This window comes from Streptomyces herbicida (assembly GCF_032656585.1).
Classification (GTDB): domain Bacteria; phylum Actinomycetota; class Actinomycetes; order Streptomycetales; family Streptomycetaceae; genus Streptomyces; species Streptomyces herbicida.
The window spans coordinates 85,229-111,248 of sequence record NZ_JAUYWJ010000012.1; the positions used below are offsets into that span (position 1 = coordinate 85,229).

A 26,020-nucleotide genomic window follows, 5' to 3' on the forward strand; every position below is an offset into this window, starting at 1 on the left:
GGATTCAGGGACGACGCCAGCGGTCCCGCAGCGATGTGCGGGTGCTGCTGTCCGCCTGCTCCGCGGCAAGCTGTTCCTGCAGTTCCGTGATGCGCGCCCAGGCGTTGTGCTCGGTCCGGGCGATGTGCTCGGCGGCACGCTGTTCGGCTGCCTCCACCTGCTGCCGGGCTGCCTGGAGAGCCTGATCCCGTTCGGCGAGCAGGGACTCGGCCCGGCGCAGCCTGGCCTCCAGATCGGCGATGCGCGCCTCGGTGTCCTCGCGGTACTGGCGCAGCCGCCGGTCCGCTTCGCCCGCCCGTTGCCGGTAGAAATCGGCGTGCTCGCCCCGGCGGACCGCTTCCTGGAGTGCCGCCCGATGTTCTTCGCCAAGTTGGACGAGGCGTTCGTCGCACTCGGCACGGACGCTCCGCTCACGGCGCACGAGTGACGTGTCCACACGGCGCAGCAGTGCAACTTCCAGGGCGTCCAGCTGCCGCTCGGTCTCTGCCTCGGCTGCGGCGACCCGGGCGTCGGCGGCCTCCCGTTCCGCGGCCAGGCGCTGTTGATGCTCATCCCGCACGCGTACGATCCGCGCCTCGTGATCGCGGCGGACCTCGGCGAGGCGCAGGTCGGCTTCGGCGCGCGGTAGCGCGAGTTCCTCCTCGGAACCCGCTCGCTGCGGTGCGGGCTTCTCGTCCACGTCCGCCGCGATCCGGACGGGTTGTAGCTCCTCGTCGGCGGCGGGTACGGGTACGGACGATCGCGCGTCGTCGGACGCCGGGTCCGGTTCCGCGGCCAGGTCGTCCGAGGGGCTCGCGGAGCGGCCGTGCGCTTTCTCGGCGGTCCCGGTCGACGACTCGGCAGTCGGCTTCCGGCTCGGCATCTGGGCGGCGAACTCCCTCAGTGCGTCTCGTACCGCCAGGCGTGATTCGGTGTTCACCAGCGGCTTCCGGGCCAGGTAGGTCCGCGGGGTCACCCCGACCAGGGCTTCGGCAGGCCGCTCGAAGAAGTCCTCCGGCCGGTAAGCGGTCTTCCTCAGGGTGTCGAAGACCCGTTGCAGCACCTCCAGGGCCGAGAGCACCTGCTGGTCCGGCGTCCTCCTCTCCCGTACGGCACGCACCACGTCCGCGGCGGCAGATGGGCCGAGCATCACCGTGAGCTGGGAATGTCCGAGCGCGAGCAGCGCGTACTCGGCGAGCCAGTCGATTCCCCCCTCGAACGTCGCCGCCAGCCGCAGTGCCTTGTCCCAGTCCGCCGTGTACCGCACGGATCGGAGCACGTCGGATTCCACGGCGGGCGGCGGGCTCACCACGGCAATCGCGGACGGAGACGGCTCGTCCGAAAGCTGTGCAGTTGCCGGAGAGGTTCGTCCCGCGAGAACGTCGAGCGTGTCCTCCCGCTCGCGGCTCCCGCTCCCATCGGCCACAGCTGTCTCCTCCCCGGTAGTGGACGGCAACTCCTGATCCGGTGTGGGCACGGGCAATGTCTCGGTCCGCACCGCCGGCTCGACGTCCGGTCGTTCCGTGACAGCTGCGGAAGACGGACCCATGCCACGCGCACGCCGCTTCGGCGACCGGCGCTGCTCCCCACCCACGTCGACCCAGTGCCCGTCGTCGGACCGGTACGCGCCGATGATCCCCGCCATCCGCAGCCGCAGCCGGAACGCCGAGCGGGCCTTGCTCTCCACCTGCCGGATACGCTCCCGGGTCACCCCGAACTCCCGCCCGAGCTCGTCGAGCGTCGAGGGTGCGTCGCCATCGAGGCCGAGGCGCCGGACGAGGACACGGGCGCTGCGCTCGGAGAACGTGTCCACGACGGCCAACACGTCTGCCATGAGGAACGTGTTCAACACACCGGTCTCCACCGACGGCAGGGCATTGGCTTCCCCCACGAAGTCGCCGAGGGTGGCACCGTCACCGATGACGCGATCGAGCGAGTCGGTGCGAGGGCTCAGTCGTCGGGCGGCCTCGACCTTCTCCACCGTCATGTCGCAGAACACGGCCACGTCGACCACACCCGCGGGCTTTCCCTGTCCGTACAGGGTCCGCTCGGCCAGCGCCACCTTGCGGATCTGCTCGTGCATATGGACGGGCACACGGATCAGGGCCCCCTCGTCCGCGATTCCCCTGGTGATCGACTGCCGGACCCACCAGGTCGCGTAGGTCGAGAACTTGTTGCCCATGGTCGGATCGAACTTCCGCGCGGCCCTCAACAGCCCCAGGACGCCGTGCTGGACCAGGTCGTCGTAGTCCAACCCCTGTTCCATATGGTGGCGTACCAGGGAGTGCACGAGCCGCAGGTTGTGCAGCACAAGGCAGTCCCGTGCCTGGATCCTGATGTCACCGGGCGGCAGCGTGCTCAGGTCCGCGTCAGTGGGTTCCTGTGCCACACCGTCCGCGCCGCCGCGCAGCAGCACGGCGAGGCCGACCTCCGCTTCGGCACTGAGGAGACGGCTGTCGGGCCGCCTCTGGACGCGATCCACGCGCAGCACCGACAACGCGGCCGCCACGGCGGCGGTGAAGTCGTCGGAGCGCGACGAAGCCTCCTGGTTCGGCGACACTCCGTCGGCGGCGTCTTGTCCGGGCGGCGGCTCCGCCGGGGCAGGCTGACTCGCCGTAGTGTCAGCGCCCCGCACCCTCGCCTCCGCCCAGACCTGTGCCGCCTCGCGCGCGGTGAGCCCGGCCAGCCGGACCACACCGTCGACGGCCCGGCGCGCTACGTGTCCGTCGTCGTCCGCATAGCGCGTCAGGAGCTCGCGCACCTGCTCAACGCGGCCGAACACATTTTCTCCACGGGTTCGTGCAACCTTTTCCACATCCGGAGAGTCGCCGTCTGCATGCAGCATCGTTTTCTGGACAGGAACCCCAAGCCTGGCCAACTCCGCCCGCAGCCGCTCCCGCTCGGCCTCTCCGAGTCCAAGCTTCTGCACCTGCGCCATGAACGCACCTTCCGGCACGATGCCGTCCACCGCCGCGCGCCGGAGCTGAACCAGCAACTCGGCAAGCGCGGCTCTGGTGATGGGCGCACCCTGTACGCCGACTGCCTGATGCCGCATTCGTCCACTCCCCACCCCAACTTCACGCCATACCGTAGAGGTGACGCGTTAACAGTGTCAACAGATCTCACGTCTAGGAAAGTTGGCGCCCCTCGTGTACGGTGATCAGGACCGTACTTGCCGCTCCGCAACGTAAGCGAATCGGCGGCACGTGCAGGGGCAAGTCCCTTAGCGGGACGGCGAGATGAGGGCAGGGGGCGGCCGTGGGCCACGTGCTGATCGATGGCAGATTCCGCATCGGGCAAGTCATCGGCAAGGGCAACATGGGGGAGGTCCACCGGGCCGAGGATCTGCAGGCGCCGGAGGGCGGCGCCGAACGCCGGGTCGCCGTGAAGACGGTCCTTCGCCGCCGTACGGGTGGCCTCATCGACACCGGCGCGGACAACAAGGCCGTCGAGCGCTTCGCCCGCGAGGTGCGCATCATGCGCCGCCTGGAACACCCGAACCTGACCCGGCTCATCGCCGGTGGAATCAGCACGGACGGCGGACTGCCCTATCTGGCCATGGAGTTCCTTGACGGTGAGACGCTGCGCGACCTCGTCGAGGAAGAGCGCCAGCTGCCCGTCTCCTGGGTGGCCGCGATCGGCGCCCAGATCGCCGACGGTCTCTCCGCCGCCCACGCAGCCGACGTGGTGCACCGCGATCTGAAGCCCGCGAACGTCATGCTGACCCGTGGCGGCACCGTCAAGGTCCTCGACTTCGGCATGGGCCGCATCGTCGACGACCCGGACGAGACGCGGCTGACCAGCACCGGCGTCAGCGTCGGCACCGCCCGCTACATGGCGCCCGAGCAGTTCGAGGCCCGCCAGGTGACCCAGGCCGCGGACCTGTACGCGCTGGGCTGTGTGCTGTACGAAATGCTCGTCGGCGTACCACCCTTCGTGAGCGAGTCGCCATTCGAACTCGCCCGCAAGCACCTCGAGGCCGAGCCGACCCCCCTCGGCGTCATCCGCGGCGACATTCCCGCCGAGCTGATCCGACTCGTCGGCCGGCTGCTCGCCAAGGACCCCGCCGACCGTCCCGCGAGCGCGGCCGACGTTCACGAGGCCCTGTGCCCGCTCGCCCTCCGGTCCGGTGACACGCCGCAACTCCCCCACTGGAGCGCTCTCGACCCGACACGGCCCCTGGCCGCAACCGCCGCCCGCACGACCACTTCCTCTGCCACGCCCGCGCCGCGGCCGGCGCCCGTCACGGCCTCCGGCACGGCGATGGACGTCTTCGGCGTGCACCGCGCCCTCATCAGGGACTACCGCGACTTCACCGAGGGCGGCACCGTCATCCGCGACGACCGTGTCGCGGCCTTCGTGGAAAAGGACCTCGACGACAAGTCGCAGTGGCCCGATCCCTGGCTGTCGCTCAACCCGTTCTTCCAGAGCGGCGGCACGGTCGCGGAACTCGTCGGGGAGAAGGTCCTCCACCCGGAGTGCGCCCGCATCTTCCAGGCCGGTAAGACGGAGGGCGGCACCGTCCCCGACGGCCGGCCGCTCACCCTCCACCGCCACCAGCGCGAGGCCGTCGACGCCGCCGCGCGTGGAGCCTCGTACGTGCTGACGACCGGCACCGGCTCCGGCAAGTCGCTGTCGTACATCGTCCCGATCGTCAACCGCGTACTTCACGAGCGGGGCGCAGAAGGTCCCAAGGCCGTCAAGCGCGTGCGCGCCATCATCGTGTACCCGATGAACGCGCTGGCGAACAGCCAGCTCAAGGAGCTGGAGAAGTACCTGCGCGATGGCTACGGCCAGGGCCACGAGCCGGTCACCTTCGCCCGCTACACGGGCCAGGAGGACGACGAGAAGCGCAAGGAGATCCGCGACAACCCGCCGGACATCCTGCTCACCAACTACGTGATGCTGGAGCTGATGCTGACCCGGCCCGCCGACCGGGCCAGCCTCATCAAGATGGCCAAGGGCCTGGAGTTCCTGGTCTTCGACGAACTGCACACCTACCGCGGCCGGCAGGGCGCCGACGTGGCCCTGCTCATCCGCCGGGTCCGCGAGGCCTGCCAGGCGCCCGACGTGCAGTGCATCGGCACCTCGGCCACCATGTCGACCGAGGGCACCGTCGAGGACCAGAAGAAGGTGGTCGCCGACGTGGCGACCCGGCTGTTCGGCACGACGGTCAGCCCTGAGCACGTCATTGGCGAGACGCTCGTACGCGCCACCGACGAGGCCCCCGACACCGTCCCCGCCGAGCGCCTGACCTCCCCGGTGGCACCGCGCGCGTACGACGATCTGGTGCGCGATCCGCTGTCCCGCTGGATCGAGACGCGGTTCGGTCTCGCCACGGACGAGTCCACGGGCCGGCTGGTGCGCCGCCGGCCCACGAAGATCGAGGTGGCGGCACGCGAACTGGCGGAGCACTCGGGGGTACCCAAGGACGACTGCGCGAAGGCCATCGAGGCGACCCTGGAAGCCGGCTCGCAGGCCCGGCATCCGGTCACCGACCGTCCCTTGTTCGCGTTCCGTCTGCACCAGTTCCTCTCCAAGGGCGACACCGTGTACGTCACCCTGGAGGACAAGCTCTCCCGCCACCTGACCCGCTCCTACCAGCTGGAGCAGCCGGGCAGCGGCGGCAAGCTGCTGATGCCGCTGGCCTTCTGCCGCGAGTGCGGCCAGGAGTACCTGACCGTCTGGCGCACCGAGAAGGACGCAGAGGTGCGCTACGAGGCCCGCCGGGACACCTCCGCCACGGGCGGACGCCAGGGCGACGGCTACCTCTTCATCGACCAGGAGCGGCCCTGGCCGTCCAGCGTCCAGTACGCCGTCGACGACCGCCGACTGCCCGAGTCGTGGCTGGAGTTGGACGACAAGGGCCAGGAGGTCGTCAGGAAGACGTACCGCGACCGGATGCCGCGCGCGGTCACCGTGGACCCGCTCGGCTACGAAGGCCGGGGCGAGCTGCAGGCCGCGTTCATCCCCTCTCCGTTCCTTTTCTGCCTGCACTGCGGTGTGGCCTACGAGCAGACGCGCGGCCGGGACTTCGCGAAGCTGGCGACGCTGGACCAGGAGGGTCGTTCCTCGGCGACCTCCCTCATCTCGGCGTCGGTGGTGCGGTCTCTGAAGTCGGTGCCGGAGGAGGCGCTGGACAAGGAGGCGCGCAAGCTCCTGACATTCGTCGACAACCGCCAGGACGCCTCGCTCCAGGCCGGTCACTTCAACGACTTCGTGCAGATCACCCAGTTGCGCGGGGCGCTGTACCAGGCGGCCCTGGACGCGGGCGAGGACGGCCTCACCCATGAGGAGCTGGCCTCGGCGGTGACGAACGCGCTCGGTCTCAGCCCCATGGACTACACCGGCGAGGCCGACCAGCCCCCGACGCTCGCCAAGTCAGCGGCCAAGACCCTGCGCGACGTGGTCGCCTTCCGGCTCTACCTCGACCTGGAGCGCGGCTGGCGCATCACCATGCCCAACCTGGAGCAGACCGGTCTGCTGGAGATCGACTACGCGGACCTGCGCTGGGTCGCGGACAAGCAGGACCGCTGGTCGCACACCCATGCGGTCCTGCGGGACGCTGATCCGGCCCTGCGGGCCGAGATCATGAAGGTGCTGCTCAACGAGATGCGCCGCTCGCTCGCCATCGACGTGTCGTACTTCCGGGACGACTTCGACGCGTTGCAGCGGGCGAGCGAGGAGCGGCTGGTGGACCCGTGGGTGCTGTCAGCCTCCGATCGCCCGCGCGTGGGCACCGCCTACCCGCACCCGTCGGGCCGGGGACTGGACCGCTCCGGCCTGTTCCTCTCCGCGCGCGGCAAGTTCGGCAAGTACCTCAAGCGTGCCGACGCCTCGTTCAAGAACCTCTCCCCCGACGACCTTCAGCTCGTCATCGCCGAACTGCTGAAGGTGCTGGCCGCCAACGGCCTGGTGAAGGAGGTGGCGGAGGCGCCGCAGCGCGCGGGCCGTTACCGCAGGCCGACGACAGCGGTCACGACCGGTTACCGAGTGGCGGCCCAGTCGCTGATCTGGCGCGCCGGCAAGGGCGAGACGGGCACGCACGACCCGCTGACCCGCACCTACCCCAGCGGCGACGGCCCGCGGGTGAACACCTTCTTCCGGGACCTGTACCAGGAGGCCGCGAGCGCGCTGTCCGGGCTGTTCGCCCGCGAGCACACCGCCCAGGTCGCCCCGGAGGAGCGGGAGCGGCGCGAGGAGGCGTTCCGCAAGGCGGAGCTGAAGCTGCTGTACTGCTCCCCCACGATGGAGCTGGGCGTCGACATCTCCTCCCTCAACGCGGTGATGATGCGGAACGTGCCGCCCACGCCCGCCAACTACGCGCAGCGTTCCGGCCGCGCGGGCCGCAGCGGCCAGCCCGCGCTGGTGACGACGTACTGCGCGACGGGCAACAGCCACGACCAGTACTACTTCCGTCGCTCGGAGCGGATGGTGGCGGGCGCGGTGGCCCCGCCGCGCCTGGACCTCGCCAACGAGGACCTGGTCCTCTCCCACCTGCAGGGCATATGGATCGCGGAGGCCGGCCTGAAGCTGGGCCGCGCGATACCCGAGGTCCTGGACGTGTCGCACCCGGACACCGGCGACCGCCCGAACCCCGCCCTGGAGCTGCTCCCCCACATCCTCGACGCCTCCCTGGACGACACCGCGCAGCACCGCACGGTGGACGCGGCCCTGCGGGTGCTCGGCCCGCTGCTGCCGGACTTCGCGGACACGACGTGGTGGCACGACGACTGGATCCAGGACCGGGTCCGCACGGTGCCGGAGCGCTTCGACCGGGCCTTCGACCGGTGGCGGCAGCTGTTCCGCGCGGCGCTCGACGACCAGTACATCCAGAACAAGCGGCGCCTCGACTACAGCCTGACCGAGAGCGACCGCAACCGGGCCAACGCCCGCCGCCGTGAGGCGGAGACACAGCTCAACCTGCTGATGAACGAGAGCGTGGACAGCAAGTCGGTCCTCTCCGACTTCAACCCCTACCGCTACCTCGCCTCCGAGGGCTTCCTGCCCGGCTACAGCTTCCCGCGCCTGCCGCTCGCGGCCTACATCCCGACCATCGGCCGCCGCCGGGGCGACGGCGACTACCTCCAGCGCCCCCGCTTCCTCGCCATCCGCGAGTTCGGGCCCGGCGCGCTCATCTACCACGAGGGCGCCCGCTACCAGGTGACCCGCATCCAGCTGCCGCCGGACTCCTCCGGTGACCTGGCCACCAGCGAGGCCCGCCGCTGCGCGCACTGCGGCTACCACCACGACCCGGCCGAGCGGCAGGACCGCTGCCACATGTGCGACGAACCGCTCGGCGCGGCCACCCACGGCCTGCTCCAGCTGCACACCGTCTACACCACACGCCGGGAGCGCATCTCCTCCGACGAGGAGGAGCGCCGCCGGGCCGGCTTCCGCCTGGAGATGTCGTACCGCTTCCAGGACCACGGCGCCCGCAAGGGCCGCCTCAACGCGTCCGTCGCGGACGCCTCGGACGCGCCGCTGGCCGACCTGGCATACGGCGACTCGGCGACTGTCCGGATCACCAACCTCGGCCGGGTGCGCGCCAAGAAGGACGAGCCGGCGGGCTACTGGCTCGACCTCGCCGACGGCCGCTGGATGAACGACAAGGACGCCGCCGAGGCCTCCGGCGACTCCAGCGAGCTGCCGGTCGTCGACGAGGAGGGCAAGGAGCGGCGCCGCAAGAAGCGGGTCATCCCATACGTCGAGGACCGTCGCAACATCCTCGTCGTCACCCTCGACGAGGCCCTGCCCGAGCCCGAGGCACTGTCCCTCATGTACGCGCTGGAGCGGGGCATCGAGGCCGCGTTCGAGCTGGAGGACGCCGAGCTGTCCAGCGAGCTGCTGCCGCCGGACGGCGGACCGCGGGGCCGGTTCCTGTTCATGGAGGCCGCCGAGGGCGGCGCGGGCGTGCTGCGCCGCCTCCAGGCCGAGCCGGACGCCCTGGCCAAGGCCGCCCAGTACGCCCTGTCGATCTGCCACTTCGACGAGGACGGCACCGACCTGGGCGGCCCGCACCCGGACCGCCCATGTGCCCTGGGCTGCTACGAGTGCCTGCTGACGTACGGCAACCAGCTCGACCACGCGCTGATCAACCGCCACGCGGCCCGGCACTTGCTGGTGCGGTTCGCCCAGGCGACGGCGCAGCGCGAGTCGCGCGGTGAGTCCCGGTCGGAGCAGTACCGGCGACTGCTCGACCGGACCCCGGCGGCGCCGACGGCGGTCGAGGCGTCGGCCGCCGCCGAACTGGCCGCGCGCGGTGACTTCCTGGGCTGGGCGAAGGCACGGGGACTGAACCTGCCGGACGAGGCGGGCCCCTTCCTCACCGAGGCGAACGCGATGCCCGACTTCGTGTACCGGCTCCCGGGCGGAAACGTGGCCGTCTTCGTCGACACCCCCGACAAGAAGCAGGACACCTTCCGGGACGAGGACGCCGAGGACCGCCTCTTCAACGCCAGTTGGGACGTCGTCCGCTTTCCGCACGACGCCGACTGGGACGCCATCGCCGCAGCCAACGCCCGCTACTTCGGCACGCCGACCGCCAACTGACGACCGCCTTCTCCTGAGGACTCGAAAACACACATGGCACTCACGTACTCCGCAGGTTCCCTGGTGAAGGCCCGCGGCCGCGAATGGGTGGTGCTCCCCGAGAGCAAGCCCGACCTGCTCGTCCTGCGCCCGCTCGGCGGATCGGACTATGACGTCGCCGCCGTGTTCCCGGCGTTCGAGACGGTCGAGGAGGCCCGGTTCGCCGAGCCGGAGCCGAGCGACCTCGGCGACCAGCGGGCGGCCGGCCTCCTCCGCACGGCCCTGCGCGTCGGCTTCCGCTCGGGCGCGGGACCCTTCCGCTCGCTGGCCGGAATCGCCGTCGAGCCGCGCGCGTACCAGCTCGTCCCCCTCCTCATGGCGCTGCGTCAGAAGACGGTCCGCATGCTGATCTCCGACGACGTCGGCATCGGCAAGACCGTCGAGGCGGGCCTGATCGCGAGCGAACTCCTCGCGCAGGGCGAGGCGTCGGGCCTGGCCGTGCTGTGCTCGCCCGCACTGGCTGAGCAGTGGCAGCAGGAGCTGCGCAGCAAGTTCGGCATCGACGCGGAGCTGGTGCTGTCATCGACGGTGACGCGCCTGGAGCGCGGCCTGGACCTCGGCCAGTCCCTTTTCGACCGCTACCCGAACGTCATCGTCTCCACGGACTTCATCAAGTCCACCCGCCACCGCGACGACTTCGTACGGCACTGTCCCGACCTGGTGATCGTCGACGAGGCGCACACGTGCGTGGCGGCCGACGACACCAAGACCGGCACCCAGAACCAGCTGCGCTACGAGCTGCTGCGGCGGGTCGCCCAGGACGCGGAACGGCACCTGCTGCTGGTGACGGCGACGCCGCACAGCGGCAAGGAGTCCGCGTTCCGGAACCTGCTGGGCCTGGTCAAGCCCGAGTTGGCGCACGTGAACCTGGAGTCGGATGCGGGCCGGAAGCTGCTCGCCCAGCACTTCGTGGCCCGCAAGCGCGCGGACGTACGCCAGTACCTCACCAAGGAGGACGGCCTGGCCGACGACTCCCTTGCGGAGCGAACCGCGTTCCCCTCGGACCGCTACTTCAAGGACGAGACGTACAAGCTGTCCCCGGAGTACCGGGCCCTGCTGGACGACGCGATCGCCTACGCGAGCGAGCGGGTTGAGGAGGCGGACGGCCGGGGCCGGAGGGAAGCCCGAATAGCGTGGTGGTCGGCGATCGCGCTGCTCCGCTCGCTGGTGTCGTCCCCGCGGGCGGCGGCGCAGACGCTGCGCACGAGGTCCGCGGCGGCGGTCGCGTCCTCGGCGGAGGAGGCCGACAAGCTGGGCGCCCCGCTGAACAGCGACGCGGCCGACAGCGACTCGATGGAGGGCATGGACGTAGCACCGGGCGCCGAGATCGAGGCCGACGATCCGCGCTCACGCCTGGCCGAACTCGCCGACCGGGCGGAGGAGCTGGAGGGTCCCGCGTACGACCTCAAGCTGAAAGCCCTGATCAAGCACCTCAAGGGCCTGCTCGCAGACGGCTACAACCCGATCGTCTTCTGCCGCTACATCCCCACCGCCAAGTACCTGGCCGAGCAGCTGGCGAACGATCCGGAGACGAAGAAGCGCGGCCCGCTGGGCGCCAAGACCGTCGTCAAGGCGGTCACGGGCGAACTGTCGCCGCAGCAGCGCATCGACAACATCGAGGCGCTGGCGACGGAGGCCGGCGAGGACTCCGCCGCGCGCCGCGTGCTGATCGCCACCGACTGCCTGTCGGAGGGCGTGAACCTCCAGCACTACTTCGACGCGGTGGTCCACTACGACCTGGCCTGGAACCCCACCCGCCACGACCAGCGCGAGGGCCGCGTCGACCGCTACGGCCAGCGCCGCGACGAGGTCCGCGTCATCACACTGTACGGCGAGGACAACGGCATCGACGGCAAGGTCCTCGAAGTCCTCATCAAGAAGCACCGCCAGATCAAGAAGGACCTGGGCATTTCGGTGTCGGTCCCGGACGAGCTGTCGACGGGCGTGACGGACGCGATCGTGGAGTGGCTCCTGATGCGCGGCCGCGAGAACGAGGACGCCCTTTTCAGCGCGGACGCGTTCAAGGTGAGCACGGCGAAGCTCGACAGCGACTGGAACTCGGCGGCGGAGCGCGAGAAGGCGTCGCGTTCCCGGTTCGCGCAGCGCTCGATCCACCCGGAGGAGGTGGCCCGGGAGGTCGCCGCGATCCGGGATGCACTGGGCGGTACCGGCGAGGTGAAGACGTTCGTACGGGAGGCGCTGGGCTCGCTGGGCGCGGTGCTGCGGGGAGCCGACCCGTCGGAGGACTTCACGGCCCAGGTGGGCGGTACACCGGCGGGCCTGCGGGACGCGCTGGCGACGGCCGTGGGCGCTGAGGCGATCGAGCAGGACCGCCCGATCCCGTTCCGGACGGACCCGGCGGTGGCGCGGGGCGAGGCGGCACTGGTGCGGACGGACCCGGTGGTGGGCGCGCTGGCCTCGCACGTGCTGAACGCGGCGCTGGACACCCAGGCGGACGGCGCCCGCCCGGCGCGCCGCTGCGGTGTGGTGACGACGGACGTGGTGACGACGCGGACGACCCTGCTGCTGGTCCGCTACCGCTTCCACCTGACCCTGCCGTCGCGCAGCGGCGAGAAGCAGCTGGTCGCGGAGGACGCGCGGCTGCTGGCTTTCGAGGGCTCCCCGAAGAACGCGGTGTGGCTGTCGCAGGAGCGTGCGGCGGCGCTGCTGGACGCGACGGCGTCCGAGAACACGGACCCGCACTTCGGCGAGCGCATGATGAAGCGCATCCTCGACCAACTCCCGGAAGCGAACGACTACCTGGAGACGTACGGCGAGGATCTGGCCGCCGTGCTGGACGCCTCGCACCGCCGGGTGCGCCAGGCCTCCGGCGAGATCGTCCGCGGCCTGTCGGTGACGGCCCAGAAGCCGGCCGATGTCCTGGGCGCGTACCTGTACCTGCCCGCCAACCCCTCCGCTTCCTCCCCTGCCCCTGCTGCTGTCTCTGGAGCGTCCGCCTGATGTCCGCCACGACTCGCAACCAGGTGTTCACCGCCGTCCACACGGTCGGAGGTCTGCTGCCGGCCGACATGCTGCTGCGCGTCTCCGAGGGCAAGGACGTCCCGGGTTCGAAGCCGGCCGACTACGGCCTGCCGTCGTCGCGGTCGGTACGGGACGAGGCCGAGCGCAGCTGGGAGTACCTGAAGCCGCTCTGGCGCGAGCTGCGCAAGCACCTCCCGGAGGACCGGGAGACGGGCCTGCCCTCGTCTGACCCCACTGGCCGTGCGAGCGCCGACTGGCTGGCGCCACTGTGGCGGGAGCTGGGCTTCGGCCGCCTGACGCCGATCGGTACGGAGGGCGTCACGGCCGACTCGGACACGGAGAAGCGGTTCGAGGTCTCGCACCGCTGGCAGCACGCGCTGATCCACCAGGTGGCGTGGAACGCCAACCTGGACAAGCGACCGGGCGGCGCGGGCACGGTCCCGCCGCAGTCGATGCTCCAGGAGTGCCTGAACCGGACCGAGGCCCACCTGTGGGGCGTCCTGACGAACGGCCGCCAGGTCCGCCTGCTCCGGGACTCCAGCGCTCTGGCTACGGCGTCGTACGTCGAGTTCGACCTGGACGCGATCTTCGACGGCGAGCTGTTCAGCGAGTTCGTGCTGCTGTACCGGCTGCTGCACGTTTCGCGGTTCGAGGTCGCGGAGGAGGCGGCGCCGTCGACGTGCTGGTTGGAGAAGTGGCGCACGGAGGCGATCGCGCAGGGCACGCGTGCCCTGGACCAGCTCAGGAAGGGCGTCCAGCGGGCGATCACGACCCTCGGCACGGGCTTCCTGAAGCACCCGGACAACCGGGAGTTGAGGGATTCCCTGGAGGTCAAAACCTTCCACTACGCGCTGCTGCGCATGGTCTACCGGCTCCTGTTCCTGTTCGTGGCCGAGGACCGCGAGGTCCTGCTGTCTCCGTCGGCGGACGAGACGGCGAAGGAGCGGTACGCGGCGTACTTCTCCTCGGCCCGCCTGCGCCGGCACGCCCAGCGCCGCCGGGGCACCGCGCACGGTGACCTGTACCAGGCGCTGCGCTTTGTGCTGTCCGGGCTGGGCAGTGACGACGGCCTGCCCGAGCTGGGCCTGCCTGGCCTGGGCGGCATCTTCGACGACACGGAGGCGGACAAGATCCTGCACGGGCTGTCCCTGTCGAACGAGCCGCTGCTGGAGGCGGTGCGCGCGCTGTCGATCGTGCGGGACATGAGCAGCAAGCGGAACCGGGTGGTGGACTATCGGCACCTGGACGCGGAGGAGCTGGGCTCCATCTACGAGTCCCTGCTGGAGCTGGTCCCGAAGCACAACGCGACCGAGCGCACCTTCGAACTGGTCGAGCTGCCGGGCAACGCGAGGAAGACGACGGGCTCGTACTACACCCCGTCCTCGCTGATCGAGTGCCTGCTGGACTCGGCGCTGGACCCGGTGATCGACGACGCGGTGAAGCGGGGCGAGATCCGGGCGACGCGTTCGGGTCAGCCGGACGCTGGCGAGGCGATCGTTGAGGAGCTGCTGAACCTGACGGTGTGTGACCCAGCGTGCGGGTCTGGTCACTTCCTGGTGGCTGCGGCGCGGCGGATCGCGAAGCGGGTGGCTGCGGTACGGGAGCAGAACCCAGAGCCGACGATCGACGCGGTACGGCACGCGCTGCACGAAGTGGTCGCGAGGTGTATCTATGGGGTGGACCTCAACCCGATGGCGGTCGAGCTGGCCAAGGTGTCGCTGTGGCTGGAGGCGTTGGAGCCGGGCAAGCCACTGGGCTTCCTGGACGCCCACATCAAGCACGGGAACGCGCTGATCGGGGCTACGCCGGCGCTGCTGGCCAAGGGCATTCCGGATGACGCGTTCAAGCCGATCGAGGGGGATGACAAGAAGATCGCGTCGGCCATCAAGAAGCGAAATGCTGCTGAGCGTGGCGGCCAGTTGAGCTTCCACACGGAGGAGCGCATCTGGGTGTCGAACGCGGCCTTCGCGGCGAGCTTGCGCGACATCACCGCGGCTCCGACCAACACCTTGCGCGACGTCCGACTCCAGTCCAGCCGGTTCCGTGACCTGGAACAGTCGGCGGACTATCTCCGGGCGCTACACATCGGCGACGCCTGGTGTGCGGCCTTCGTCTGGCCCAAGGTCCAGGGCGCGCCGACGCCGGTGACGGAAGGGGTCTTCCGCGACCTGCAGAGCACGAGCGCGGGCATTCCTGTGAGCACGAATGACGAGATCATCCGGCTCGCGCAGCAGTACGAGTTCTTCCACTGGCATCTGGAGTTTCCTGAGGTCTTCACCGTCTCTGGCGCTACGAACGATGGCGCCGATCCGTCTACGGGGTGGGCTGGGGGCTTCTCCTGTGTGTTGGGGAATCCGCCGTGGGAGCATTTGGAGCTGAAAGAGCAGGAATTCTTCTCGTCACGCGCCGCCGATATAGCAGAGTCAGCGGGCGCCAAGCGTAAGCGGATGATCGAGCTCCTACGGACCAGCAACCCTGATCTATCTGCAGAATACGAAGCCACTAAGCGCCATATCGACAGCTATCGACACTTTGCCGGAATTTCCGGTCTGTACCCTCTGTGCGGTCGGGGACGTATTAAGACTGATCCAATTTTTGCGGAACAAGGGCGCCGATTGGCCGCCAAAGTTGGACGCGTGGGCCTGATCGTACCTACGGGCATAGCCACAGATGACACTACCAAGTATTTCTTTCAAGACCTCATGAAACGCCGATCCCTGGTCTCGTTGTACGATTTTCGCAACAATGGGTTCTTCCCGGATGTGGCCGGAGCTCAAGGCAATAGGTTCTGCTTGCTCACTCTTCAATCAACACGGAACCAGGAGCCGATGGATATGGTGTTTCGCATCTCCGAGATTGAGGAACTAGGAGACGATACACGCCACGTCCGCATTACTCCGGAGGACATCCAGGCAGTCAATCCAAATACAGGGACAACTCCCATTTTCAAGGGGCGCCGCGACTCCAGGATAGCCCTCCAAATCCATCGGAGCATTCCTGTGCTAATCAGGGAGGAAGATCCCGAAGGAAACCCCTGGGGCCTCTCATTTATGCAAGGCCTGTTCAACATGACCAGCGATTCACACCTCTTCCACACCCAAGAGGAACTGGAAACCGATGGATGGGTCGCAGCGGGAAACGGCTTCTCACGCGGCGGCGACCGCATGCTTCCTCTATATGAAGCAAAGATGCTCCACCACTTCAACCATCGATTCGGGGATTATGCACTAGCCAATGTGACACCGGGGAAGGGAGTCCGAGCTATACCCACCCCCTCAACCGCACATCTCGACAATCCCTCCTATTTCGTTACACCTCGATACTGGGTACCGGCACGAGAAGTGGAGGCGAAGCTTCGCGAAAAGGTTTGGGATCGCGACTGGCTGATCGGCTGGCGAGATATCGCGAGCAGCCTCGACGAGCGCACCATGATCAACTCGGTGATGCCGATAGTGGCAATCGGCCACACCAACCCGCTCATGTTCATAGAGCAGCCCCATACGGCTGGACTATTGAACGCCTTTCTATCGTCGTTCATTTTCGATTTCATAACCCGGCAAAAGGTTGGTGGCACACACCTCACCTACGCTTCCATAGCACAGTTGCCGGTACCAACTCCTGGCCAACTCGGCAGCCATGCAGCCTTTATCAATCCGCGTGTAGTTGAACTGGCCTACACCGCCGAGGACATGACGTCATTCGCCCGGGACCTGGGCGACGCTGGGCGCCCATTCCGCTGGAATGAGGGTCGGCGTGCGCTGATTAGGAGCGAACTTGATGCGTTGGTCTTCCATCTCTACGGCATCGCCCGAGACGACGTTGACTACATCCTTGACGCCTTCCCCATCGTCCGCCGCAAGGACGAGGCCAAGTACGGCACCTACCGCACCAAGGAACTGATCCTCGCCGAGTACGACCGCATGGCCGCAGCCGGCGTCAGCCTCGAAAACCCCTTGGTGGACGGCGAGAACTACACCTCCACCCTCACCCCGCCCCCGGGCCACGGCCCCCGGCACCCCGCCTGACCGCCCGGCGATCGCCGCGCGCACCCCGACCACCCTCGACTGCGAGAAGCCATTTCAGGAGCGGGCGATGGACAACGAGATTCAGCTGATCAGTGACGGTGATGGGCTGGCGGTCATCGGGAATGCGACGGATGTCGAACGCTTCCTCCTCTCGGAGGGACTGCCGTCGAAGGACCTCGGACTGCAACGGCTCAAGTCCGTCTTCGGTACCGGGGCCGCAGCCGCTCAGGCAGGTTCGGAGATTGCCGCCAACTCCGGTCGGTGGGTGAAGCTGACCAAGGAGTCCGCGGAGCGTGTTAAGAAGTTCGGGCTGATGGAAACCAGGACGCCAGGCATCAGCCATGCGATGGTGGGGAAACCTGGCTCGATCAAGAACTGGCTCCAGGTAGAGAAGGGCGCCGGCTCGTTCCTGACCAACCCGGCGCTTCTGTCTGGTGCCGCGGGGATCATGGCACAACTCGCCATGCAGCAGACCATGGACGAGATCACCGACTATCTCGCGAGGATCGACGAGAAGGTCGACGACGTGCTCCGCGCTCAGAAGGACGCTGCGGTGGCCCGCATGATCGGGGTGGATCTCATCATCGAGGAGGCCATGACCATCCGGGAGCAGGTGGGCCGGGTCTCCGAGGTCACGTGGTCGAAGGTGCAGGCCGCACCGACGACGATCGCAGACACCCAGGCGTACGCGCTGCGTCAACTCGATGCACTTGCGGCGAAGATGGAGGCCAAGACCAAGATCGGGGACCTCGCCACGACGGCCAAAGAAGTCGAATCCAAGGCCCGGGAGTGGCTCGCTGTGCTGGCTCGTTGCTTCCAATTGCAGGACGCGTTCGCGGTGCTCGAACTCGATCGAGTGCTGGATACGGCTCCGGACGAGCTCGACCCGCATCGCCTCGGGCTTCGGGTTGCCCGACAGAGGCGGCTGGATGTCATCTCGCGGAGCACCGAGCGTCTGGTGGCCCGGATGACTGCGGCTGCTGACACGGCCAACGCGAAGGTGCTACTGAACCCGACCAAGTCCCCGGCTGTAGTCCAGTCGGCCAACCATCTCGCGACCGGCGTCCACGACTTCCACGGACGACTCGGAATTGAGTCCGGTCACCAGTCGTCGGAGGCGAGACGATGGGTGGAGGCAGCCACGGTGGTGAGGGACAAGGCGCTCGAGACAGGAGCAAAGAGCGTCGATGCCGCCAGAAGCCTCGGCAACGAGACCCTCGACCGGGCCAACTCGGTGACGGGCAAACTCTCCAGCGGGATCGCCGAGCGAGCGCGCCGTCTGCTCGGGGACGAGGAGAAACGCGACGAGAAAGCCTGAGGGAGCACCGACCGTCAGCCTCGTGCGCAGCCCGGCTACGCCCTCAACGGCGAAGAGCCGGTTTACCCGTCGCGGTGGCATGCGCCTGCGGGCCTGTCACCGTGACGCGTCGCCTTCAGGCGTCCGCCACAAAGTCCAGGAAGCACGACCAGCCGTCCCGGCCCACTGTAAAGGGGGTACGCATCGCATCCTTGGAGTCCCGCACCTGGACAGCCTGTTCGGTGAGGGCCACCTCCACGCAGTCGTCGCCCGAACTGCCGCTGTAGCTGGACTTGAACCAGGCGAGTTCCGTCGTGCTCATAGATCTCCTCGCATCCGCTCCAGCAGGCCTCGTGAGTCTTTGGGGTGCAGGGCCTGCGAGCGCAGTGTGTCATAGCGTTGACAGAGAAGGCTCACCTCTTTCGGGCCGGAGATCAAACGGCCGCTCTCCTGCCCCTCCGAGTACGCGAGCCGCCTTCCCTCCGGGGTCTCCAACAGCCGTAGCGGGCCGTCCATGCATGAGTGGTACTCGGCCTCCAGCGGCACGATTTGCAGAGTCACGTTTCGAGCGGCCGTCTTTTCCAGTACGTGGTCCAACTGATGGCGCAATACCTCGACGCCGCCCAGCCGCCGCCTGAACACAGACTCCTCAACGATGAAGCTGAAGGGAACAGTCGGCCGCTGACGCAGCATCCTCTGCCGCTCCAACCGAGCTGATACCTGTGCCTCCAGCTGCTCGTCCGTAAGCAGCGGAATGCGGTTCTCGAACAGCGCCCGCGCGTACCCCTCCGACTGCAACAGCCCCGGCACCAACCGGCACTCATACGTACACAGGCTCACCGCCACCCGCTCCAGCCGAGCCCACTGCCGGAACCAAGCCGCCAGCCCAGCCTCCCCCCGAGTCAGAAACCGCGCCGAGTGCCGCAGCGCCCCCGTGTTGCCCAGCGCCTCCTCCGCTCGCTCCACGAACGACGCGTCCGGCATCCGCCGCCCCAACTCCACCGACTCCACCGTGTGCTTGGAGAAGCGGACCATCTCCCCGAACTCCACCCGGCTCAGCCCCGCATGCTCGCGCAACGCCTGGACGACCGCCCCGAAGGTTCGCAGACTGTCCGACGGATCCGGTTCCCGCTCGCACTCTCCGCCCAGCCCCACCGGTTCGACGTGGTCGGTCGTCATTCGAGGCCCACCTCCAGGTGCACACAAGCCAGTTCCCCCTGATCGAGAACACCCAGACTGGCTACTCCGCATTCGTACTGTCCACCGAACGTATCCGTACGCTGACTCACCGTACGGACCGCACTCCTGGCACACACCACCCCACGCGCGTCACGGTGGCCCCATGAACGTGAGCTCGCCCCACTCCCCCACCGCCGTCCGGACGTTCGCGCAGCAGCTGTCGTCAACCCGTCGCGGCGCACGGCTCGCCCGTCTCCTCGCCGTGGCGGAGTTCCAGGCCTGGCAGGTACCGCCGTCCGTGGCCGAGCGCGCGGAGCAGATCGTGGCCGAACTGGCCGCCAACGCGGCACTGCACGGCCGCGTCCAAGGCCGCGACTTCCGTCTGACGCTCCACTTCGACCCGGCGGCCGGCCTGCTACGGATCGCCGTGACCGACGCGCGGGGTGATCGCGTCCCTCGCCCCGCGACGGACTTCACCGAGCCCCCAGACGCAGAGTCGGGTCGCGGCCTGCTCATGGTGACCGCCCTGGCCGACTGCTGGAGCACCGAGCCCTATCCGCCCGGCGGCAAGACCGTATGGGCCGAACTCACCCTCGGCCGATGCGAACCTGGGTCGGCCAGTGAGTGAGTCGCCCGTACGGGATGGCAGCCCCGGGCAGGAACGTGGTCCCGGTGTACTGCAGGCGACCCTCAGCGTCGTAGCCGCCAAGCAGCACCGTCTGGGGCGTGGCGAGGGAGCCGGTGACAGCGCCGATTTCGGCCTCGGTGATGACCCTCACTTTGTACTTCCGCCCACGACTGGGGGGGCCGTCCGCAGCGAAGGGGATCGGCCCGTCGATTCTTCCAGTTCGGCAGATCAAGCCACCTGCTGCCGTGGCGGCGTGGCTGTAGTCGCCGTTGCTGACCACCGAGCGGAGCTGGGCACCGCCTCGGCGCCGGGCAGGCTCCGACGGGCCCCGGTGATGTTCATCCGGTCCTTCGCCGAAGGGGCCTGCAGGGCACTGAGGGCGCCTCCTTTGGCAGGGGGCGCCCTCAGCATGTCGTCTGCGTCAGCCGATGCTGCCGTACTCCACGGGGAAGTTCGGTGGCCAGGGCTGGCCGAAGTCGAACAGGGACGGGTCCTCGAACTTGCGGTCCGCCTCGCGCCACGCGGGTCCGCCGGAGATGACGAAGCTGTCCCCGTCCGGTTCGATCATCCAGGTGAAGCCCGCATCGTCCGCGGCGAGGTCATGACGCTCCTTCAACACCGCGAACTCCGCCTCCGACGCCCGGCGGACGTGGATCCCCTTCTCGTAGATGGGCTTGAGCAGCATGAGCTCCACATGCCCGAAGTACACCTCGACGCGGGTGTCTGTTCCGTCGATCGCGGTGGCGTCGCTGCGCAGCAACAGCTGCCGGTGCGACGCCGAGAAGCTGACCACCCGGAACAGAACAGACGTCCCTCTCGTACGAAATCCGGCATTCTCTGTGCTCCTCCTGTCCTCGGGGTCTTCGGGTCACTTGGCCCAGTCCGGCTTCGGCATGTCTTTGACGAGGCTCGGCACCTTGTCGCCCGGCTTCGTGAAGTACCATCGACGGCGTCGAAGTCCCGACGTCCAAGCAACCTTGGTACCGGCCGGGAAGCACTTGGTCAGCGGAGGTCGCCGGAACTACACCACACTGGCGGGCGCGGGTGGCCCTGCGCCAATTCTTGCGGGCCCGGCCTGGGCTGCCTTCCGCCTTCTCCAGGACGTCCGGCTCGGGCAGTTCGGGGCCGCACCCCTGGTAGAGGCACTGGGGCAGGAGGAGGTGCTGCCGTACCGAGCGGGCTGGCGACCTCGGACTGCCGATTCGGCGGGCAGCAGGCCCCGCCGGGGCCCGAGCAAGAATCGCTCAGCCCCAGCGGGGTCTGCCAGGAATCCCCTTGATCAGGACAGCGGATGCCTGAAAGGCCCCGCAACCCTTTCAAAGGCTTCGAGGGTGATCTCCGGGACAAAGACAGAATCGTTCGCCATGCCCTCGGGAAGATGCTCCCGCATGTTCTCACGGCACAGAAAAGTTCCGTTGGGGGTGAGGATCACTCCGCCGGCTCGGTTTGCCAACTCGATGATGATCTTCCACACCTTGCCGGTCTGTGGACGTTCAACACCGATGACGCAGTCGACGACGTCCACCTCGACCTCGCTGCCGTCCACGGCACGGATCCAGAACTGTGCGTCGTCCCCGGTGAGCTCTTCCGGCACGGCGAGGTAGGGGGAAAGGATGTCCCGGACCACGTTCATGTCCGGACGGACGGGTTCACCGTTCACAAACTTGTAGACGCTGAGACTGTAGCTCACTTCGGCGGCCCCGCCTTGAACACGAACTTGATCCCCTTGACATTGTTATCGAGCGCCCACTGCTCCAGGGCGTAGCGGGTCGCTTCGTCGGACATGTACCACACTACGGGTGTGCCGTTTGCGGCCTTGACCTGCTTCACCATCGTACTGGTCTCTTTTGTTGGGAACTTCAGCTTCCCATCCGCGGTGAGCATCGAGGCAGAATAGTGCTGGTTCTTGGCGTCGATGAGGGTTCCGTCCTTGTATCCGTCGAACTTGACGAAACCACTCGGTGTGTCTGCGGGAACCTTGTACGAGATGCCGGACGGAACCCCGTCCGTCACCAGTTGCTCATAGGCACGGTCGGCGAGATTCATGGTTTCCGTCTCGGGTATCCACTTGCCAGGGCCGCCCAGTTCCAGCCACTTACAGTAGCCCCCACCGCCCCCTGCGGCACCGAAGGTGAATGCGGCGGTGCGGACGGCTCCCTTCGCACACGCCTCTTCCAGTTCTTCGAGGGCTTTTGCGCCGATGCCGGCAATGACTTCGTCGGAGACGCTGAGGGCGCGGAGGGCTTTCCATGCGTCTTCGAACCCGATGCCAGTTTTGATGGAGGCGTCCAGGGCACGCGCGGCGTCGGCGAGCGCGGCCAAAGGCTTCTCAAGCGGGACGAACATGGCTGCGGTCCAGGCGCATGCCGTCTTCGACCCGTGGAAGCACTTGACGGCGTCGCCAAGGATCACCTCGTACAGGATGCTGCCGAGGGTGTCACCGAAGAGGTTCTGCCAGCCCAGGCGGGTGATGTCACCAGCGCTGAAGTGGTGTTCCCAGTCGACGTCCTTGGCCGTCACCGTCTTGCGGTCGAGCCACTTCCACGCCGATTTGGGGCAGCCCGTGGGGGTTGCCAGGGCGTTGTCGTCGGTGCACAGGTAGAAGTCGGCGACCAAATTGACGGTCACCTTGTATTTGACGTCACAGCCACTGAGGGTGAGGGTGCAGTCGTTGAGTTGCGTCCCGGAGACGATCTCCGACTTCTTTTCGTCGACGACGTAGAAGACGCCGTCGATGCCGGTACCGCCACCCGTGGAGACGTGCTTGTTGGCTTCAGCCGCCTCCGCTTCCGTGACGGCTTGTTGTGCTTCCTTGGCGTACTTGTCGGCATCCTTGGCCGCCTGTTCGGCCTCGGTCGCCGCAGCGTCAGCGCGGGTGGCGGCTGCTCGGGCGTCCTTGGCGTCCTGTTCGGCCTGGGTGGCCGCGGAGCGGGCCGCCTCGGCGTCGAGTTCGGCGGTGTCGGCTGAGTCGCGGGCGTCCTTGGCGTAGCCCTCGGCGTTGCCGGCCGCCTTGTCGGCGGCTGCCGCGTCGTCGGCTGCCTGCTTGTCGTACTCGATGGTGCGGGCCAGTGATGCCTGCGCCGCTGCCGCGGCCTTGGCGGCGTCGGCCGCGTAGCCGAGGGCGTCCTTGGAGTAGGTGCGGGCGTCGGAGGCGTACTTGGCGGCGTTCGCCGCGTGCTGGTAGGCCTCCTTGGCGTCGCCCTTGGCCTGGTCTGCAAGGTTCTTGGCGGCGTCGGCCTCGTCGGCGGCGTTCTTGGCGTGCGCGTCGGCGACGGCCTGCTGCTGCTCGGCGATCGTCTTCGACGCCTGTCCGGTCAGCACGACCAGGCCGGCGGTGGAGTCGTTGTCGACGTAGGGGGAGCCGAGCTGGATCGCGTCGTTGGCCGGGTTGGCGACCTGCTTCGCCGCTTCACCGGCGTCCACCGCTGCCTGCGCGGTGACATGGGCGAACCCCGCGGCCTTCGCCGCGGCCGCGACCGCGTTGCCGGCCTCCTTGTTGGCGCCGTCGACCTCGGTCTTGGCGTCCTTGGCGTGCTGCTCGGCCTCGTCGGCGAGCTTGACCGCGGCCTTGGCCTCGGTGGCGGCGTCCTGGGATGCCTTGATGGCGTCCGCGGCGGCGCTGGTGGCGGTCTTCACCGCCGCGTCCGCCTTCAGCTTGTCCGCCTGGGCGGCGTCCGCGTCGGAGCGGGCCCGCTTCGCCGCCGCCTCCGCGCGCGTCGCTGCCGCGTCCGCGTCGGCCGCGGCCTGCGTGGCGGCGTCCGCCTCGGAACGGGCCTTCGTCGCGGCGGCTTCGGCGTCGTCGGCGGCCTTGTCGGCGTCGTTCGCGGCAGCGCGGGCCGCGTCCGCCGCGTCCCCGGAGTCGAGGGAGTCGGCGTAGGCGTCCTTTGCGTCGGCCTTGGCGCGGGCCGCGTCGGCCTTCTGCCTCGCGTCCCACGCGTCGTCCCGCATGGATTTGGCGTGGTCCTTTGCCGTGACCGCGTCGTCGCGCTTGCTCTCGGCGGTCTTCTCGGCGGCCTCGGCCTTGTCCTTGGCGTCCTTCGCCTTGGTCGCCTCGGACTCGGCGTTCTTGCGGTGCTGGGCAGCCTCGGCCTGCTTGGCCGCGGCGTTCTCCTTCTCCGCCTTGGCCGTCTTCTCCTCGGCCTCCGCCGAGAGCCGCTTGGCGTGCGCGTCGGCGGCGGCCGCCTTGGCATCGCCCTCGGCCTTCACCGCGACCGTGAGCTTGGCCTCCGCGGTCTCCTTGTCCTTCTTGGCGTTGTCCCGGTGGATCTTCGCCGCGTCCGCCGCGGCCTTCGCCTGGAACTCGGCTGCCTCGGCGGCCTTCTTGCGGAACTCCGCCTTCGACTGCGCAGCCTGCGCGAGGGCGCGCTGCGCGATGGTCGCGCTGTCCCCGGCCGAGGCGCGGGTCGCGGCCTCGGCGGTCTCGCCGGCCTTCTCCATCGCCGTGAGCGCGGCAGCCGCACCCTTGGTGACCTGGTCCTTCTGCAGACCGGCCAGCAGACCACGACCCCGCGGGGCTCCGTTGGCATCGGCGATGCCGTACGCCGCCTGGAGCGCGGTGTCCGACGTGGTCGCGGCCTTCTGGGCTGACTCCCCCTGGGTCTTGAGGAGGGCGAGCTGCTTCTTCGTCTCTGCCTGCGCAGCGGTGATGTTGGCCTTGGCCTTGTCCACATCGGCCTTCGCCGGTGCGGTGCCGGTGTGGGTCTTGGCGACGATCCTGAACTTCTGCGCGGCAGAGCCGTTGCAGGTCGACAGCACGGCGTCTTTGCTGTTGTCGAAGGTCGGCAGGTGCAGGCACTTGCCGGTCGCCGCGTTGCGCAGCGGGCCGGCGCTGCGCACATCGAACTTCCACTGCTGGGACTTGGCGCTGCCGCAGTCCCGGATCTGGATCTTCGTGCCGTCGGCGCTGTTGCCGTTCAGCACCTCAAGGCACTTGAAGGAGTTCGGGTTGACCAGGGTGTAGCCGCCGTCGTACGAACCCATCACCTGCCACTTCTGGGAAGCGCCGCCGTTGCAGGTGTAGACCTGGACCGGGGTGCCATTGGTCTTACCGGCCCCCTGGACGTCGAGGCACTTGCCGGCAGCGCCCGGCACCTGGATCTCCAGCTGGCCGTCGCCGATCCAGCCGAGGCCGCCCTCGGTGTAGTAGTCCAGCCAGCGGGTGGAGTAGTCCGCGATCCACGACTGACCCAGCATCTTGCCCAGGGCGAAGGTGCCGTCCTGCAGCGTCTTGGTGGCGGTACTGCCGGCAGAGACGATCTGCTGGCGCTGCGTGGCCTGCGAGGTGATCTCCTGCTGCCACTCGCCGGACGCCTGCGCCACCTCCTTGCCGAGCACCCGGTCAGGGTCGATCGGGTTGTGCCACGCGCACGAAGCAAAACGGGACTTCAAGTCCTCGACCGCGATGCGGAACTCCGGGGTGTCTGGGGCCGGCGCGGTCCGGGGGAAGCCTCCGGAGGCGAGGAAGATCCTGGCGTCGTCGTCGAACACCCGTGGAACGAACAGTTCGTTCGGGACGGTGTCTGCGGAGTTCTTCTTCCAGAGCTTCCAGGCTTCCTGCTCCTGGCTCGTCCCGCCGCTGGTGTACAGCGGGTCTCCGATGGCGAGGGTGGCCTTCTTGGTCTTGTCGTCCGCCTGCGGTGACGGGTCGTAGAACGGCGACAGCAAGTCGACGGACTTGAAGTACGACTGGTAGAGCCAGGGAAGCATCCCCGTTTTGTCGAAGATCTTCTCCGCTTTGGGAGAGCCGGGGTAGTCGTCCAGGCCGCTGACGGTGTTCTTGAACGACTGGTCGGTGTCCTGGGCCTTCTTCACCCAGGCGTCGGAGTCGTCACTGTCCTTCTGCCATGCCTGAGCGAACGCCCCGGTGCCGTAGGTGCGGTCTGCCTTCTGATGCAGTTGGTCCGCCGGCAACGGCAGGGAAGTGTTGGCCAGGCTGTACAGGTTCGGCCCGCCTCTGCGCAGACCGTCGGCCATCAGGCACTGATCCAGCCGCAATTGCTCGGCGGCCTTGGTGTCGAACCCGTCGTAGGAGTCGGCGACCGGGCTGGTGCGCGGATCACGGCCGGCGGTCGGCTCCGGGTGCACCGCTATCGTGGCGAGGAGAGCGAGCGAGGCAAGCGGGACGACCGAAGTCGCCAGGCCCGCCTTCCATCTGGGGCGTTTGCCCTGCTTCCGTGCAGGTCTACGCAACACGCGTATCCCTCTCTGTAGGGGGGTGGCTGCTTCAGGCGCACTCCCGGGAGGGGAACGTCAGGCCCGCGTGACGTCTGGGGCCTCATGTTGTGTAGGGCGCTCACCCCGCGGACGCGCCGGTCGCTCCGGGACAAGCGGACTGGTCAG

General features: G+C 68.3%; 11 protein-coding genes. 5 read left to right on the forward strand and 6 right to left on the reverse strand.

Annotated elements, in window-relative coordinates:
• Positions 1–4: 4 nt before the first annotated feature.
• Positions 5–2,761 carry a sigma-70 family RNA polymerase sigma factor gene (locus tag Q8A52_RS25000; RefSeq protein ID WP_316755395.1) on the reverse strand — a complete coding sequence of 919 codons (2,757 nt, stop codon included), beginning with the start codon at positions 2,759–2,761 and terminating at the stop codon, positions 5–7.
• Between the two features lie 476 nt (positions 2,762–3,237).
• Between Q8A52_RS25000 and Q8A52_RS25005 the strand changes: the two genes are divergently transcribed.
• From Q8A52_RS25005 to Q8A52_RS25020, 4 genes are all read left to right on the forward strand, one after another.
• Positions 3,238–9,531, forward strand: coding sequence for a protein kinase domain-containing protein (locus tag Q8A52_RS25005; protein ID WP_316755396.1), 6,294 nt, complete (start codon positions 3,238–3,240; stop codon positions 9,529–9,531).
• Positions 9,532–9,564: 33 nt separating this feature from the next.
• Positions 9,565–12,531: a DEAD/DEAH box helicase gene (locus Q8A52_RS25010; RefSeq protein ID WP_316755398.1), complete on the forward strand. Its 2,967-nt coding sequence runs from the start codon at positions 9,565–9,567 to the stop codon at positions 12,529–12,531.
• Positions 12,531–16,577 carry an Eco57I restriction-modification methylase domain-containing protein gene (locus Q8A52_RS25015; protein ID WP_316755400.1) on the forward strand — a complete coding sequence of 1,349 codons (4,047 nt, stop codon included), beginning with the start codon at positions 12,531–12,533 and terminating at the stop codon, positions 16,575–16,577. The genes Q8A52_RS25010 and Q8A52_RS25015 overlap by 1 nt, the downstream gene beginning before the upstream one ends.
• A 67-nt stretch (positions 16,578–16,644) precedes the next feature.
• Entirely contained in the window at positions 16,645–17,895 is a 1,251-nt protein-coding gene (locus Q8A52_RS25020; protein WP_316755401.1) for a hypothetical protein, read from the forward strand.
• Positions 17,896–18,010: 115 nt separating this feature from the next.
• On the opposite strand, the gene Q8A52_RS25025 is transcribed toward Q8A52_RS25020, so the two are convergent.
• Both Q8A52_RS25025 and Q8A52_RS25030 read right to left on the reverse strand, forming a co-directional pair.
• Positions 18,011–18,196 carry a DUF397 domain-containing protein gene (locus tag Q8A52_RS25025; protein WP_316755403.1) on the reverse strand — a complete coding sequence of 62 codons (186 nt, stop codon included), beginning with the start codon at positions 18,194–18,196 and terminating at the stop codon, positions 18,011–18,013.
• Positions 18,193–19,053 carry a helix-turn-helix domain-containing protein gene (locus Q8A52_RS25030; protein ID WP_316755404.1) on the reverse strand — a complete coding sequence of 287 codons (861 nt, stop codon included), beginning with the start codon at positions 19,051–19,053 and terminating at the stop codon, positions 18,193–18,195. The genes Q8A52_RS25025 and Q8A52_RS25030 overlap by 4 nt, the downstream gene beginning before the upstream one ends.
• Before the next feature lie 163 nt (positions 19,054–19,216).
• Between Q8A52_RS25030 and Q8A52_RS25035 the strand changes: the two genes are divergently transcribed.
• Complete coding sequence (locus Q8A52_RS25035) at positions 19,217–19,681, forward strand: ATP-binding protein (protein ID WP_316755406.1); 465 nt, start codon at positions 19,217–19,219, stop codon at positions 19,679–19,681.
• A 421-nt stretch (positions 19,682–20,102) separates the two neighbouring features.
• Here the strand turns inward: Q8A52_RS25035 and Q8A52_RS25040 are convergent, their stop codons facing one another.
• The 3 genes from Q8A52_RS25040 to Q8A52_RS25050 all read right to left on the reverse strand — a co-directional run bounded on the left by Q8A52_RS25040 (position 20,103) and on the right by Q8A52_RS25050 (position 25,873).
• A complete protein-coding gene (locus Q8A52_RS25040; RefSeq protein WP_316755408.1) occupies positions 20,103–20,474 on the reverse strand; it encodes a hypothetical protein in 372 nt (123 codons plus the stop codon).
• Between the two features lie 486 nt (positions 20,475–20,960).
• Positions 20,961–21,371, reverse strand: coding sequence for a hypothetical protein (locus Q8A52_RS25045; protein ID WP_316755409.1), 411 nt, complete (start codon positions 21,369–21,371; stop codon positions 20,961–20,963).
• The gene (locus Q8A52_RS25050; RefSeq protein WP_316755411.1) at positions 21,368–25,873 is read right to left on the reverse strand and encodes an RICIN domain-containing protein; all 4,506 of its coding nucleotides are present in this window, start codon (positions 25,871–25,873) and stop codon (positions 21,368–21,370) included. Before Q8A52_RS25050 ends, Q8A52_RS25045 begins: the two co-directional genes overlap by 4 nt.
• Positions 25,874–26,020 lie beyond the last annotated feature (147 nt).